General features: G+C 33.5%; 14 protein-coding genes. 7 read left to right on the top strand and 7 right to left on the bottom strand.

Annotation, left to right across the window (positions count from 1 at the left end; translation table 11 throughout):
• Positions 1 to 164: 164 nt before the first annotated feature.
• Both HNQ43_RS06950 and HNQ43_RS06945 read right to left on the bottom strand, forming a co-directional pair.
• Positions 165 to 761 carry a DUF4230 domain-containing protein gene (locus HNQ43_RS06950; protein WP_183376208.1) on the bottom strand — a complete coding sequence of 199 codons (597 nt, stop codon included), beginning with the start codon at positions 759 to 761 and terminating at the stop codon, positions 165 to 167.
• Positions 762 to 778: 17 nt separating this feature from the next.
• Positions 779 to 1,354 carry a DUF4230 domain-containing protein gene (locus tag HNQ43_RS06945; RefSeq protein WP_183376206.1) on the bottom strand — a complete coding sequence of 192 codons (576 nt, stop codon included), beginning with the start codon at positions 1,352 to 1,354 and terminating at the stop codon, positions 779 to 781.
• 268 nt (positions 1,355 to 1,622) lie between these two features.
• On the opposite strand from HNQ43_RS06945, the gene HNQ43_RS06940 reads away from it, so the two are divergent.
• The 5 genes from HNQ43_RS06940 to HNQ43_RS06920 all read left to right on the top strand — a co-directional run bounded on the left by HNQ43_RS06940 (position 1,623) and on the right by HNQ43_RS06920 (position 6,155).
• Positions 1,623 to 2,054 (top strand): YkvA family protein, encoded by a 432-nt coding sequence (locus tag HNQ43_RS06940; RefSeq protein ID WP_183376204.1) that lies wholly within the window; start codon positions 1,623 to 1,625, stop codon positions 2,052 to 2,054.
• A 64-nt stretch (positions 2,055 to 2,118) separates the two neighbouring features.
• Entirely contained in the window at positions 2,119 to 3,912 is a 1,794-nt protein-coding gene (locus tag HNQ43_RS06935) for a GmrSD restriction endonuclease domain-containing protein (protein WP_183376202.1), read from the top strand.
• A 76-nt stretch (positions 3,913 to 3,988) separates the two neighbouring features.
• The gene (locus tag HNQ43_RS06930) at positions 3,989 to 4,234 is read left to right on the top strand and encodes a hypothetical protein (RefSeq protein ID WP_183376200.1); all 246 of its coding nucleotides are present in this window, start codon (positions 3,989 to 3,991) and stop codon (positions 4,232 to 4,234) included.
• Positions 4,235 to 4,248: 14 nt separating this feature from the next.
• A complete protein-coding gene (locus HNQ43_RS06925) occupies positions 4,249 to 4,488 on the top strand; it encodes a hypothetical protein (RefSeq protein ID WP_183376198.1) in 240 nt (79 codons plus the stop codon).
• 143 nt (positions 4,489 to 4,631) lie between these two features.
• Positions 4,632 to 6,155 (top strand): AAA family ATPase, encoded by a 1,524-nt coding sequence (locus tag HNQ43_RS06920; protein WP_183376196.1) that lies wholly within the window; start codon positions 4,632 to 4,634, stop codon positions 6,153 to 6,155.
• 540 nt (positions 6,156 to 6,695) lie between these two features.
• Here the strand turns inward: HNQ43_RS06920 and HNQ43_RS06915 are convergent.
• From HNQ43_RS06915 to HNQ43_RS06905, 3 genes are read right to left on the bottom strand one after another with little or no spacing between them, the layout of a single operon-like run.
• Positions 6,696 to 7,637: a hypothetical protein gene (locus HNQ43_RS06915; protein ID WP_183376194.1), complete on the bottom strand. Its 942-nt coding sequence runs from the start codon at positions 7,635 to 7,637 to the stop codon at positions 6,696 to 6,698.
• A 17-nt stretch (positions 7,638 to 7,654) separates the two neighbouring features.
• Positions 7,655 to 8,401 carry a type 1 glutamine amidotransferase gene (locus HNQ43_RS06910; protein WP_183376192.1) on the bottom strand — a complete coding sequence of 249 codons (747 nt, stop codon included), beginning with the start codon at positions 8,399 to 8,401 and terminating at the stop codon, positions 7,655 to 7,657.
• Positions 8,398 to 9,714, bottom strand: a complete 1,317-nt coding sequence (locus tag HNQ43_RS06905) for a Mur ligase family protein (RefSeq protein WP_183376190.1) — start codon at positions 9,712 to 9,714, stop codon at positions 8,398 to 8,400. Before HNQ43_RS06905 ends, HNQ43_RS06910 begins: the two co-directional genes overlap by 4 nt.
• A gap of 124 nt (positions 9,715 to 9,838) precedes the next feature.
• On the opposite strand from HNQ43_RS06905, the gene purC reads away from it, so the two are divergent.
• Positions 9,839 to 10,552: a phosphoribosylaminoimidazolesuccinocarboxamide synthase gene (gene purC, locus HNQ43_RS06900; protein ID WP_183376188.1), complete on the top strand. Its 714-nt coding sequence runs from the start codon at positions 9,839 to 9,841 to the stop codon at positions 10,550 to 10,552.
• 2 nt (positions 10,553 to 10,554) lie between these two features.
• The gene (gene purB / locus HNQ43_RS06895; RefSeq protein WP_183376186.1) at positions 10,555 to 11,985 is read left to right on the top strand and encodes an adenylosuccinate lyase; all 1,431 of its coding nucleotides are present in this window, start codon (positions 10,555 to 10,557) and stop codon (positions 11,983 to 11,985) included.
• Between the two features lie 14 nt (positions 11,986 to 11,999).
• Here the strand turns inward: purB and HNQ43_RS06890 are convergent, their stop codons facing one another.
• The gene (locus tag HNQ43_RS06890) at positions 12,000 to 12,581 is read right to left on the bottom strand and encodes a M48 family metallopeptidase (protein WP_183376184.1); all 582 of its coding nucleotides are present in this window, start codon (positions 12,579 to 12,581) and stop codon (positions 12,000 to 12,002) included.
• A gap of 26 nt (positions 12,582 to 12,607) precedes the next feature.
• A complete protein-coding gene (locus HNQ43_RS06885) occupies positions 12,608 to 13,456 on the bottom strand; it encodes an Mrp/NBP35 family ATP-binding protein (RefSeq protein WP_183376182.1) in 849 nt (282 codons plus the stop codon).
• Positions 13,457 to 13,459 lie beyond the last annotated feature (3 nt).

Raw genomic sequence — 13,459 nt, 5'->3', positions numbered from 1 at the left:
ATTTCCTTTTCTCCTTCTATGATAGCATGAAGCTATAAAAAACCGTGTGAGCTGAGCCGTACGCTCTCAACTTACACGGTTTATATTACACTCTCATTAATTGAAAGATTTATTTAATTCAATTTAAAAGGCCACTTTGTAAAATAAGTAGCCTTTTAAATTTGTTATTCTGTATTTGAATTTTCTGAATTATCAATATATTTCCATGTAATTGTATATTCTTTTCCTGTTTGTTTACCGATGTTATCTATATAATCTGTTAAAAGTTTCTGAGCTCTTTGTTGAGCACTTGAAAGTAGTGTAGAATTATTTTTTGCTTCTTTTTCCATATCATTTTGAGCATCTTTAAACGCTTCAGTTTGATGTTCTGCTTCTACCTTTGCTGAATTTTCAGCAATAACGAAAGAATCTTCTGTTAAACTAGTTTCATCAACTTTTACCCCTAAAATTTCTGCAGGAGGGATTGTAATAGTTACACTTTCATCATGAACATCAATATCGATTTGTGATATATCAATACCGACCGTGACAACTCCTGAATATTCCATCCAAAAATTTCTATCCTTTTTCCACCATAATATTCCTTCAACATCATCATCTTTGTATTTTGCTACATTGTGATAATAGCATTCTATTGTAGCTAACTCACAGATTGATTTCATTTGAGAAACATCTAATCCCATATCCGATTTATCTTTAGTACAACCAACACATGAAACACCTATGATTGCTGTTAGAAATCGTATTAAAATTTTTTTCATACTGTCACCTATGCTTTCTAAATAATCTTTAGTTTATATTCATTATCAGCTTGTTCTAGAAAAGGGCTTATCAATGCTTCGACAGAGTTTGTTGCATTTTGTTTTGCTAGATTATAAATTGCATCAGTTGATTTAACTTCATTTTCAACATCTTCGACACAACGTTTGTAAGCTTCTGAAGAAACGGTTTCTGTATTTGCATCATTATTAATGAAAATGTATTCTAGAGAAGAAATATCTACGTTTGTTTTTGTGATTTTTATCTCTGGAATTGTTACTGTAACAATTTTTTTGTCTTGGTCAACCTGTATTTCTAATTCTTCAAAGTTAATACCTGCTTTAACTGTAGCTTCATAAGATACATAATAGTCGATTCGGTCCTTATTTTCTGTGTTTTTAACTGTAGCTATACCATTGTATATAGCTTCATAAGTTGATAAGTCGCTAATATTAATCATTTCTTTTAATGTAGATTTAGTGATAACTGTAAGATTATCGTTTTGTTTGTCAATTTTTGTTTTTACTCCAACTAAAACTGCTGCAATTGATAAAATTGCAATAATTAAAATTGAAATAGATTTGATTTTTTTCATTATGTGTATTTTCCTTTCTGTTATAAAACCTATCGTAAGAGTATATGAAAATTCTGCGCATAATTAGTAATCGATAGATTAAAGCATTACGTTTGTAATCTGTTTTTTATATAATATATTAAAAATATGAAATAATGAATATTTAGAACAAAAATTTAATATGTTAGCTTACTTTTCAAAATTCAATAAATAATATTTATGTTCATTTTATGGAATTTGAAACTGCTTACATTTATAATTATGATAAAAAGAAAAGAGAGTTATGTTTATGAATGAACAGAAAAAAATGATAAGTGAAGAACAAGCTGAAAAAGCACTTACTTCAGGTTATGAAGAAGCTAAAGAAATATTAAAGGATAAAGATGAACTTGAAAGGTTACTTCAACGACTTGAAAAAAAATTAGAAAAAGTACCATATATCGGAACACAACTAAGTGTAATACCTGTACTAGCTTCATTATTAAAGAGTTACATTCAAGGTGAATATAAAGATGTTCCAATTGGTACTATTTTAGCTATAATTAGTGCCTTGATTTATTTTGTTTCACCAATTGATATTCTACCTGATAGCATTCCAATTGTAGGCTATTTTGATGATGCAGCTGTAGTTGCTGCGTGTTGGAAATTAGTGGAATCTGATGTAAAAGAATATAGAGCATGGCGTGAAAAGAATGGCAAGGAAGAAGATTTAGACATTTAATATATTAACTCTATATTCAACTTCTTATATAATAAATATAAAAATATTTAGGAAGGGAAATACAATGGCACAATATGTAGTTAATAATAATTCAGTAGAAAATCTTCTTGGATGGATTAAATCTGATGAAATTGCTATTCCAGAAATACAACGTCCATTTGTCTGGGATTCTTCAAAAGTTAGAGATTTAATCGATTCTCTTTATAACGGATATCCAGTTGGCTATATTATTACGTGGAAAAATCCAGATGTAAAACTAAAAGATGGAACTATATCTATTGGCAAGAAGGTTTTAATCGATGGCCAACAAAGAATCACAGCTCTAACAGCAGCTATAGCTGGACAGATGGTTATTAATGAGAATTATAAAAGGGTTCGAATTAAAATTTCTTTTAATCCAATAACAGAAAAATTTGAAGTGTATAATCCTGCCCTAGGAAAAAATACAGAATGGATTCCAGATATATCTGAGATTTTTCAACCAACTTTTGATAGTTTTCAATTTGTTAGTAATTATGCTAATGTCAATAACATTGCCGGAAATAAAATTAACCAAACTATACAGAAGCTACTATCAATTCGTACGAATAGTATCGGAGTGATTGATTTATCTCCAGAATTAAATATCGAAACTGTAACCGAAATTTTTATTCGCATCAACTCAAAAGGTGTTGTACTGTCACAGGCAGATTTTGCTATGTCGAAAATTTCTTCAAATGATGAATATGGTGGAGGTATCATTCGAAAAACAATCGATTACTTCTGTCATCTGAAGCAACGTCCAATGGATATTGAGCAGATTCAAGAAAACGATTCAGAATTCTGTAATCAGGAAGCTTTCAATAAAATCAAATGGATTATAAAGGAAACGGATGATATTTATGTTCCTTCATACAGCGATGTTCTTCGTGTTGCCTTTACATCTAAATTTGCCCGCGGGAAGCTATCAGATTTGGTAAGCTTATTGTCTGGGCGTAGTTTTGAAACGAGGGAATACTTAGACGAAATTACAAAGGATTCTTTTCAAAAACTATACGAAGGAGTCCAAGATTTTGTAAATCAAACAAATTACCAAAGATATTTGATGATTGTAAAATCGGTAGGAATCATTGATAAATCTTTGATTCGTTCGCAGAACGTTTTGAACTTTGGATATATCTTATATCTTGTCTTGAAGAATAAAGGTGTGAATTCCAATATCATAGAGAAAAGCGTTCGTAAATGGCTTATTTTGACTATCTTAACAGGGCGTTATTCAGGTTCACCAGAATCTGTGTTTGATTACGATATTAAGCGTTTTAACCTCCATGATAACCCTCTTGATTTTATCGAAAATGAAGAAAAAGGGAATTTATCCGATGCTTATTGGGAGAATATCCTTGTTACTCGCTTAGATACGTCTGTCGCAAGCAGTCCGTTCTTTAATCTGTACCTTATGGCACAAATTAAAGAGGGAAATAAGGGATTCTTGAGCGCAAACATCAAAGTAGAAGATATGATTGAGCAGCGAGGAGATGTACATCATCTATTCCCGAAAAAATACTTGCAAAAAAATGGGTATGATGTCCGGGGAATCTACAATCAAATAGCAAATTATGTATATGCACAGTCTGAAATTAACGTTAAAATCAAGGATAAATCACCGAAGGAATACATGAGTACTGTTTTGCAACAAATGCAGGAAGGTAAAACAGATATCTGTAGTATTACTGATAGTCAAGAATTACAACATAATTTTGCTCAGAACTGTATTCCTAGCCGATTTACAGAATATACGGTAGAGAATTATGAGGAATTCTTGAAGGAAAGACGTATCTTGATGGCTAAAAAGATTGAGGCTTATTATAAGTCGTTATAATAAAAGAGCAGGTTAATAGCCTGCTTTTTATAACAAAAAACTGAATTAATATCTCTTGCAAAAATATATATAAGTAATGATTCATACAGGGAATAGAAGTGAACCTTTTGATTGCAGATATGATGAACGAAATATTACGAACTTATATTACATGAATCCTGTATCTAATGTTTTAACGTCTGCTTCTTTAATTGAAGACATTAGAGGACAAAGTGACTTTATAAATAGCACTAGACAAGAGAGGCTTGATTTCTTAGAAAATGAGAAACTATTAAGAGAAGAAAATAATCAAAACAACAAACTATTCGAAGTTCTAGAGTAGCTGTATTCGACAATATGGTTAAGACAGCTAAAAAGCAGAATAATAAAGAAATGGATTCAAAGAATATGATAGAAACTCGTAAAAATGAACGTGATTCAAATCGTTCTAATAATGATATCGAATCTCGCTTGTTAAAAGACAATACAAAAGAATTAAAACAACCGTATGACCCAATCAAGGCATTGATGGCAGCTCAGCTCGCACTGGAAGAAGAGGAAGATAAAAAATACGGAATTGTTTACGAAGAAGACTAGAAAGGAGAGTTATATATGAAAGCTTATCAATGGAATATTAAAACCAAAAACTAAGAAAATCAGACAATCAATATGATAGAAAACTATTAGAAGATGAAGAACCTGTAGAAGCAATTTACATTGAAAATGGTACTGAGTCTGATGTGAAAAACCCATTTATTGCAGCACTTCCACCTGCTAAAGATGATGACAAACAGTTAATGTTAAAGTATACAAAGGGTCTGGCTGATTATGACTTTGAAAACGTTAAGAAAATGACCGTGCATGAAAAGATTATGGCAGTGAATGAAATGAGAACCAAGTTTCGTATCTGTCTATCCTTTCAAAAACAATTAGAGGATGCCTTTCATAGTTCTCTAGTAAACTCCTATAGATTAAGGAAGCTTTATCGCGATACGAAAGCCAAAATCCCTGCCAATATTGTTAATCAAGATGTAATACTACATCAGAAAATGTATGGAGATGCTGCCGATTCTGCTAATTCTTCATTTGCCTTATTAGGATATAGTGGAGTAGGGAAATCAACCAGTTTAAAACAACTATTAATGGATTATCCACAGGTGATACTTCATAAAGTACCGGGAAGTGAAGACGTTATTCCTCAGATAGTATATTTAGTTGTGAATTGCCTTCCAAACAGTAACTTCAATGAAATGTATATTTCAATAGGAAAAGCAGTTGATAGGGCGCTAGGAAATATTCAACCTTACTACGAAGAGGTCATTCTAAAGACTAAAGGATTATCCTCTAAAATGAATAAAGTAATTGAATTGATTGAGACATTTAATATAGGAATCATTCTTTTGGATGAAATACAGTTAATAGACTTTAAGCATACAAAAGAGAATTCGTTTGAAGGTTTAATGACAATCGTAAATGCTACTAAAATATCTATTGCAGTCATTGGTACCGAAGATGCATATTCTAAGATGTTCATTAATCTAAGAAACGCAAGAAGGGTAGGTACACTCATAGATGCATCCACATATACAGAAAATGATTCCTATTTCAAGAATATCGTAAGTTTCATGATGAATTATCAATGGTTTGACACCTGGGTAGATTGTGATGAAGATATGGTAAATGCTTTGAAAAAGTGCAGTTATGGCATCATCGACCAGCTAATAAGTTTATATGTCATGATGCATATCTATTACTTTGAAAAGAAAGGGAAGAAACCTAAGGTGAATGGTGACTACGTAAGGATGGTAAGTAGAAAATATTTCCCTTATATGAAACAATTAAACAATCTCTTAAAGGACCCTATGTCAGATAATTGCTTAAAAAAAGCTTCAGAAGAAACGAAAAATCATCTAAAAGAACTGCTCAAAAAATCAGAAGAGCAGAATAAAGAATCTGAAGCTAAGCAAATAGAACTATCAGATATGATGTTAAATATTGCGAAGATTAAAGAACCAATTATTAAGGATATTGAAAACGTCGGTTTTGATAGAATCGAAATAGAAAAATGTTTTAATAAACTAATAAAGAAAGGCTTAGACGATATGTCGAATAGAGAAATCAAACAAACCATCATCTCAGAACTTACTAAGCCAAAACTCAGAGCTCGAGGGAAGAATAAACCACTCAAGAAGAAATGCTTCAAGCAATCACTCAATAATAAACTTGCACTCTGTTATGGGTGCATTTTTGTTATATTAAAATAAATGAAGTAAAAGGTAAGTATAGATGGTTTCATTTTAGTTGTACAATACAAATTCAAGTAAATAGTATTTGGTTTCATTTTTATTGTATAAAATGTCCGAAGGAGAAAACAACTCGTTTCATTTTAATTTGAGAAAAAGCATCACCTATTATATGGATAAAAAGTACGTTGATTTCATTCTAATTGTATAAAAAACAGGTGAAAACAGTACATTTTTATTCGTTGGTTTCATTTTAATTGTTAGTTTCATCTTATATTGTATAATGACACAATTTTAAAAAAGTGAATCAATTCTTAAATGCTGAATACTTCGCATAATGTATATTATGTTATGTTTTGAAGATGCTATTTTATATGTTATTTTGATATTAAATCGGTTTCAGCGAAAACTTATATAATGAAATCTATATCAAGATGTATTTAAATAATATTAATCTTGAATTGGTTCTCTAATTTACATCTATATGTATAGTTATAAACAATATGGATTTTCAATGCATCTCAGACAATCACAAATGATTAGGATAAAATAAAAAGCATCTTAAGATGCTTTTTGGTCGGAGGACGAAACTTCCATAGAATGTGTAACTCCAAAGGCTCTGGAAACTAAATCTAGATCAAAACAATTTTCTGTACCGCTTTTATAATTGATAGCAGCATTTTCAAATGTAAACCCGACATTACAGTCTATAGATTGCTCTGGATCTAAATATTCCACAACATATCCATAAGCTTCCCCTTTAATTTCAGATGTTTTAGGTTCTAAACTATTTTGAGTAAAATCTATATCTTTAATTTCTTCTTCATTCATTTTAGAGAAATCACCTAAAGATGTAAAATCGTCGAGATCTAATCCTTTTAATGTTGCCTGTGGTTCAAAATATGGAACTGCGATTTGCTGCTCTGTTTTATTCGTATACGTAATAATAAAATTCGATAATGTTGTGGTTCCATTTTCAAATGTTGCATCGCATTGAGTGGCATCGACAACAATTTTGAGAGCAGAATCTTCATAGATTGTAAATTTAAGTTGGTCCGAATCCTGAATATCGTGATTGTCTGCTAGACGAATATTGACACTTTCAAATGAAACAAACTGATCTATACCATTAAAATAAAACCCCATATCTTCTTGATTCGAATTCGGAAAACCGATATATCCATAAATGTATGCAGTCTGTTCAGGAAGCACAGTCGAAATAGGCATAGATTCATGCTCATCGATTGGATTGATTTCATCATTTCCTTGATCCGTGATGGAATAGATAACTTCATCAGTTGTATAGGTCTCTTTTGAATCATTTGATATTTGAGCCATGTAATAATAATAGATGGAATTACTTTCGTCATTTGTAATTGTCATCACATCCAGCAATTCAAAATTAACATCATCGGTGATCTCAACGGATGGTTCTTTAGGTGTACATCCAATTAGAGCAAAAGTACAAAAAGCAGCACTTAATAATGCAGTCAATCTTTTCATTTTATCCCCTACCTTATCTATTTGATTTGAAAACGTTGTAACAAAACTTCCCTTGCTTTGTTTTCGAAAGGATTATCGATTAAAGAAAGATCTGAATACGAAAAGGATGGATGCCTTTTCTGTAATGCTTTAGTTATCACAAAGTCGGCAACTTCCGGGTTCTTTGGCAATAATGGACCATGTAAATATGTCCCTAAAATCTTCCCGTTATAAAACCCCTCGAATCCGGCATCAAAAGAATTTCCGTAACCTTTTATGACTTTTCCAAGAGGTGTGTCTACATTTTTTGTTTGTCCTCCGTGGTTTTCAAAGCCAATTATTTTAGTCTCGAGATCATCTAATTTAGCGTTGATAATGATATTGCCAATACATCGCTTACCTTGTTCTCCTGTATCTGTATAGTATGGATAAAATCCTAAACCATTGATTTTAGAACCATCCGCAGCAATATAGTATTGGCCAAACAATTGATATCCTCCGCAGATTAATAGGATAAATGTCTTTTCATCCATAGCTTTTTGAATATTTTCTTTACGAGACAATAGATCTGGAATCAAACTGATCTGTTCTTTATCGGCACCACCACCCAAAAAAACAAGATCATAAATTGAAAGATCTTTCTTTTGCTGGATCCCGCATGTATCTAATGTAAACTTTATGCCTCGATCTTCACAACGTTTCTTTAAGACCATCATATTTCCTTTATCACCATAAAGATCCATGATATCATGATACATCCAACAAACATCTAGGGAGTAATTCATTGGCCCATCTCCTTTACAATTGTGTTTCTTGTGGGATATAGCGCAGTGTATGTTGCAATCACATATGTTTTAAGTCCAGGCTTCAAGGATTCTTGAATGGCTTTATCTAGTGACTCTATTACTTCGATATTGCCATTATAGTTTTCATAATAAATCCGTAATGCCATATCATAGGCTCTCGTACCAGTGCATACGATTTTTTTTGTGGACTGTTTGCAAATTTTTTCAAAAAATGTATCATAAATCCAACTAACATCCGTACCGTCCTGTTCATGATCGTTTAATACAATGCAAATAACCTTAGTGTCATTATCTTTATCAATAACTTTCATGACCTCATTAGCTCCAGTTGGATTTTTGACTAGATTTAAAATGCATTGCTGGTTGTTATATGAAAAATGTTCATTTCTGCCCAAAGGTTGGGGTGCATTTTGAAAAACTTGGATTGCTGCATCGAGATCAAGGTGAAATACCTCTTTCACAGCAAGAACGGCAGCACAATTGTACATGGAATACATCCCTTCGTAAGGGGATTGAATCTTTTGATTCTGGTAAAAAAACGTTTCTTTTTCCAGGTCGATGTTCTGCAGCGGATATTTGATTTCCGGTGTTTTAAAATCACAGTTCGTACAAGAAAAAGACCCAATATGGGAATATTGATAATAATCATAATGAAGTTTATGGCCACATACCGGACAAAACTTCCCTTCACTGGCTTCATTCGTTTCAAGTAGCGAATAACGGTTTTGATCGAGCCCAAAATAAGTACAATGCGCTTTAGAAGCTTTTAAAGAAAGTCGAACAACATTTGGATCATTCCCATTTAAAATCAATTCTCCTCTATAATCCGGTAAAACTCTTTCGATAGATTCGATCAACTGCTCCATCTCACGAGCGCGATCTAACTGATCTCGAAAAAAATTATTGACTACAAAAGCTTTTACAGGAAGATATGGCAAAATATGACGAACATTGAGTTCATCCACCTCCAAAACACAGACAGAACCTCTGATTCTACCTGACAACGAGGCGTTGGTTAAAAGAGCTGTTACGATACCAGCCTTTAAATTATCTCCTTTTCGGTTTGTTACGACTTCATAACCTGCATTTTGAAAAAGATCGGCAATCATATTTGCCGTGCTGGTTTTTCCGTTGGTTCCAGTTATTAAAACTACAGGTCCATTGAAATGCAGTTTTGAAAGAATATTAGGATCCAGTTTCAATCCAATCGAACCAGGCATGGAACCACCTCGTCCAATAAGTTTTAATAAACTGGCTGTTATTTTTGTTGTGAGTATAGAAAGAGTTTTCATAGAAATCCGCTCCCCAGGTTTCATTATACCCTATGAAAACAAGTGAATCAATTTCAAGAAGTTTTCACATTGAATTGCATCTATAGCTAAAGTATAATGGTACTGTTATGGGAGGAATATAGACATGAAACAAATGGACATGATTTATGAGGGTAAGGCAAAAAAGGTGTATGCAACCGATGATCCTAACTATGTAATCGTTGATTACAAAGATGATGCTACGGCTTTTAATGGCCAAAAAAAAGGAACTATCGTAGGAAAAGGTGCTATCAACAACCGTATGACAAACTATTTGATGAAAGTATTAGAAACAAAAGGAGTTCCAACTCATTTTGTGGAAGAAATCGATGATCGCCGTACAGTTGTTAAAAAAGTAGATATTATTCCATTGGAAGTAATTATCCGTAATAAAGCCGCTGGCAGCTTTTCAAAACGTCTAGGAATCGCTGAAGGAACAGAATTAAAATGCTCCACATTGGAATTCAGCTATAAAGACGATGATTTAGGAGATCCTCTAATCAACTCTTATATGGCTAAAGCGATTGGAGCGGCCACTCAAGAGGAAATCGATGCGATTACAAAATACGCATTCACGGTGAATGAAGTATTGAAAGAATTCTTTGCCGGTATCGGAATCGAATTGATTGATTTTAAACTTGAATTCGGGAAAACTTCAGATGGTACAATCGTTTTGGCTGACGAAATCAGTCCTGATACATGTCGTTACTGGGATATCAAAACAGGAAAACATCTGGATAAAGATACCTTCCGTCGTGATCTCGGCGATCCAGAAGGAGCTTATCAAGAAGTGTTTAAACGAATGGGATTTGGTGAATAGTGATGAACGAATACTATCAATCTCCCCTCTCTCAACGTTATGCTTCTAAAGAAATGCAAGCCTTGTTTTCCAATGAAAAAAAATTCAAAACTTGGAGAAGGCTATGGATTGCCTTAGCGCAGAGCGAACAAGAATTGGGATTAGATATTACAGATGAACAAATTGAAGAATTGATTGCACATAAAGACGATATCAATTATGAAGTTGCGAAAGAGCGCGAAAAAATTGTTCGTCACGACGTAATGTCACATGTCTATGCTTACGGACAGCAATGCCCAAAAGCCAAAGGAATTATTCATCTGGGTGCTACTTCGTGCTATGTTGGTGATAACACAGATCTGATCATCATGCATGAAGCATTGGAACTGATTCAAAAGAAAATCGTCAACGTTTTGTCTAAACTGAAAGATTTCGCATTATCCTATAAAGATCTGCCTTGTTTGGCTTTTACACATTTTCAACCCGCTCAGCCTACTACTGTAGGCAAAAGGGCCAGTCTATGGGCGCAAGATCTTTACATGGATTATTTAGAAATAGAACATTTGTTAGAAAACAAAAAACTTCTAGGATGCAAAGGCACAACCGGAACGCAAGCAAGTTTTATGGAACTGTTTGAAGGCGATACTGACAAAGTTAAAGCACTCGATCAAAAGATTTGTGAAAGAATGGGATATCACTCATACTTCCCTGTTTCTGGTCAAACATATACAAGAAAATACGATACGATGGTATTACAAACCTTAGTAGGTGTTGCGCAAAGTGCTCATAAATTCTCAAATGATATCCGCTTGCTTCAACATATGAAAGAAATTGAGGAGCCGTTCGAAAAAGGACAAATCGGTTCAAGTGCCATGGCCTATAAACGCAATCCTATGCGCTCTGAGCGTATCGCTGCACTTAGTAATTATGTAATTTGTGATGCATTAAACCCCGCCATTACAGCCAGTACACAATGGTTTGAAAGAACATTAGATGATTCTGCCAACAAACGAATCAGTGTTGCAGAAGCTTTCTTGGCAATCGATGGTATTTTGGATTTATATTTAAATATCACAGATGGACTCGTTGTTTACCCAAAGGTTATTGAAGCAAATCTTCAAAAAGAATTACCTTTTATGGCGACCGAAAATATTATGATGGATGCTGTAAAAGCCGGTAAAGACCGACAAGAACTTCATGAACTGATCCGTCAACATTCCATGGCTGCTGGAAAGGTGGTTAAGGAAGAAGGCAAACCAAATGATTTGATCGACCGTATCGCTAATGATTCAAATTTTGGTATGTCCAAAGAACAAATTTTAAGTATAATGGATCCAATTCAATTCGTCGGTCGATCCATTCAGCAGACCGTTGAATTTTTCCAAGATTATATAGATCCAGTTTTATCTAAAGAAAAAGACGCATTAGGTTTACACGCAGAAATTAACGTGTAAAGACCTAAGCGTCTTTATTTTATTTTTGGAATACTGTATGTACGCAAGCGACGCACCGCTTTACGATAGGAGGGCATCCACTTTTCTACTTCTTGATAAAATTCTTTTTGATGATTTTGAAATCGAACGTGACAAAGCTCATGTATCAAGATGGCATCAATACACTCTTTATCTGTGAAGATCAAATTCATATTCAAACGAATACAATTGGTTTTCGGATGATAACTTCCCCATTTTGTTTTATAAAAACCAAATTTGAGTTTAATACCAGATATTTGCATCTGACTTGATAATTCCTGAAAACGAGAATATAGATATTTTTTTGTCCGTTCGATCAAAAAAGCCTGAAATATCTTTTGATCGTTTGGAATCCAGATCTGATGATCTTCGATATCTATTAAATTTTCAGTAAATGAAATTTGAAATGGATTTCCCAGGATAGTGATCGTGTCTCCATCTTTCAAAAAGATGTTTTTATCTAAAAGCTTTTTTTGTATCCATTCCGCATGTTTATCTATAAATCCGTTTATTTGTTTATCAGAGGCCCAGAAAGGTGCTGTAACAACAATTTTTCCTTCCTTGACTCTTAGATACATCCGCTTGTTATTTTTGCGAATTATTATTATTTGTGGCATTCTAGGTGTAAATCATCACACAAACTACAAGCAGTATCCGAAATCAGTGATTCGATGATTTCTTTTTGGTTATCGTTATATTCGGCGTACTGATTGATATCGCGGATTAAATCCAACATTGGTAATGTACAGTAAATTTTTGTTTCGTTTTCTCTTATAAAAGAATCCAGATCACTTTTTTCATAAAAGTCGATCTTTTCCTGACAATTCGGGCATTCCAAATATGCCATATTCTCAATAACACCATACACTGCAATACTCATTTGATGACACATATGGATTGCCTTTGAAACAATCATCGAAACCATCGGCTGAGGCGTTGATACCATAACGACACCGCTTACAGGCAATGACTGCATAATCGTTAGTGCGACATCACCTGTTCCTGGAGGCATGTCAATCAATAAAACATCTAAATCTCCCCAGATCACATCCGTATAAAATTGTTTAACGACACCTGCAATGATCGGTCCTCTCCAAATCACCGGATCGCTCTCATTTTTCATCATGAAGTTTAAAGACATGATCTTAATATGATCCGCTGTTTCAATAGGGATAATAAAGTTTTCTTTTGTAGCATATGCCTGCTCATGTTCAGCAGCAAATAAACGCGGAATACTTGGTCCGGTAATATCGGCATCCATGATTCCGACCTTCAATCCTTTTTTCGCCAAAGACTTAGCTAACATAACAGTGATGGTTGATTTCCCTACACCGCCTTTTCCAGACATAACGGCAACGATTTTTTTAATATGATTATTTGGATTGTTTTCAATCTGGCAAGAAGATTGATCCTTCCCGCAAGATCCTTGATTAGGACATCCTTCACATGACATAGT

It is taken from the genome of Faecalicoccus acidiformans, from assembly GCF_014202635.1.
GTDB lineage: Bacteria > Bacillota_I > Bacilli_A > Erysipelotrichales > Erysipelotrichaceae > Faecalicoccus > Faecalicoccus acidiformans.
This window is presented reverse-complemented; position numbering and strand designations above follow the sequence as displayed.

Coding starts and splice junctions, on each gene's coding strand:
- HNQ43_RS06935 (WP_183376202.1), top strand. CDS start 2,119: ATGGCACAATATGTAGTTAATAATAATTCAGTAGAAAATCTTCTTGGA.
- purB (WP_183376186.1), top strand. CDS start 10,555: ATGAACGAATACTATCAATCTCCCCTCTCTCAACGTTATGCTTCTAAA.
- HNQ43_RS06945 (WP_183376206.1), bottom strand. CDS start 1,354: ATGAAAAAAATCAAATCTATTTCAATTTTAATTATTGCAATTTTATCA.
- HNQ43_RS06925 (WP_183376198.1), top strand. CDS start 4,249: ATGGTTAAGACAGCTAAAAAGCAGAATAATAAAGAAATGGATTCAAAG.
- HNQ43_RS06885 (WP_183376182.1), bottom strand. CDS start 13,456: ATGTCATGTGAAGGATGTCCTAATCAAGGATCTTGCGGGAAGGATCAA.
- HNQ43_RS06905 (WP_183376190.1), bottom strand. CDS start 9,714: ATGAAAACTCTTTCTATACTCACAACAAAAATAACAGCCAGTTTATTA.
- HNQ43_RS06950 (WP_183376208.1), bottom strand. CDS start 761: ATGAAAAAAATTTTAATACGATTTCTAACAGCAATCATAGGTGTTTCA.
- HNQ43_RS06890 (WP_183376184.1), bottom strand. CDS start 12,581: ATGTATCTAAGAGTCAAGGAAGGAAAAATTGTTGTTACAGCACCTTTC.
- HNQ43_RS06930 (WP_183376200.1), top strand. CDS start 3,989: ATGATTCATACAGGGAATAGAAGTGAACCTTTTGATTGCAGATATGAT.
- HNQ43_RS06910 (WP_183376192.1), bottom strand. CDS start 8,401: ATGAATTACTCCCTAGATGTTTGTTGGATGTATCATGATATCATGGAT.
- HNQ43_RS06940 (WP_183376204.1), top strand. CDS start 1,623: ATGAATGAACAGAAAAAAATGATAAGTGAAGAACAAGCTGAAAAAGCA.
- HNQ43_RS06915 (WP_183376194.1), bottom strand. CDS start 7,637: ATGAAAAGATTGACTGCATTATTAAGTGCTGCTTTTTGTACTTTTGCT.
- purC (WP_183376188.1), top strand. CDS start 9,839: ATGAAACAAATGGACATGATTTATGAGGGTAAGGCAAAAAAGGTGTAT.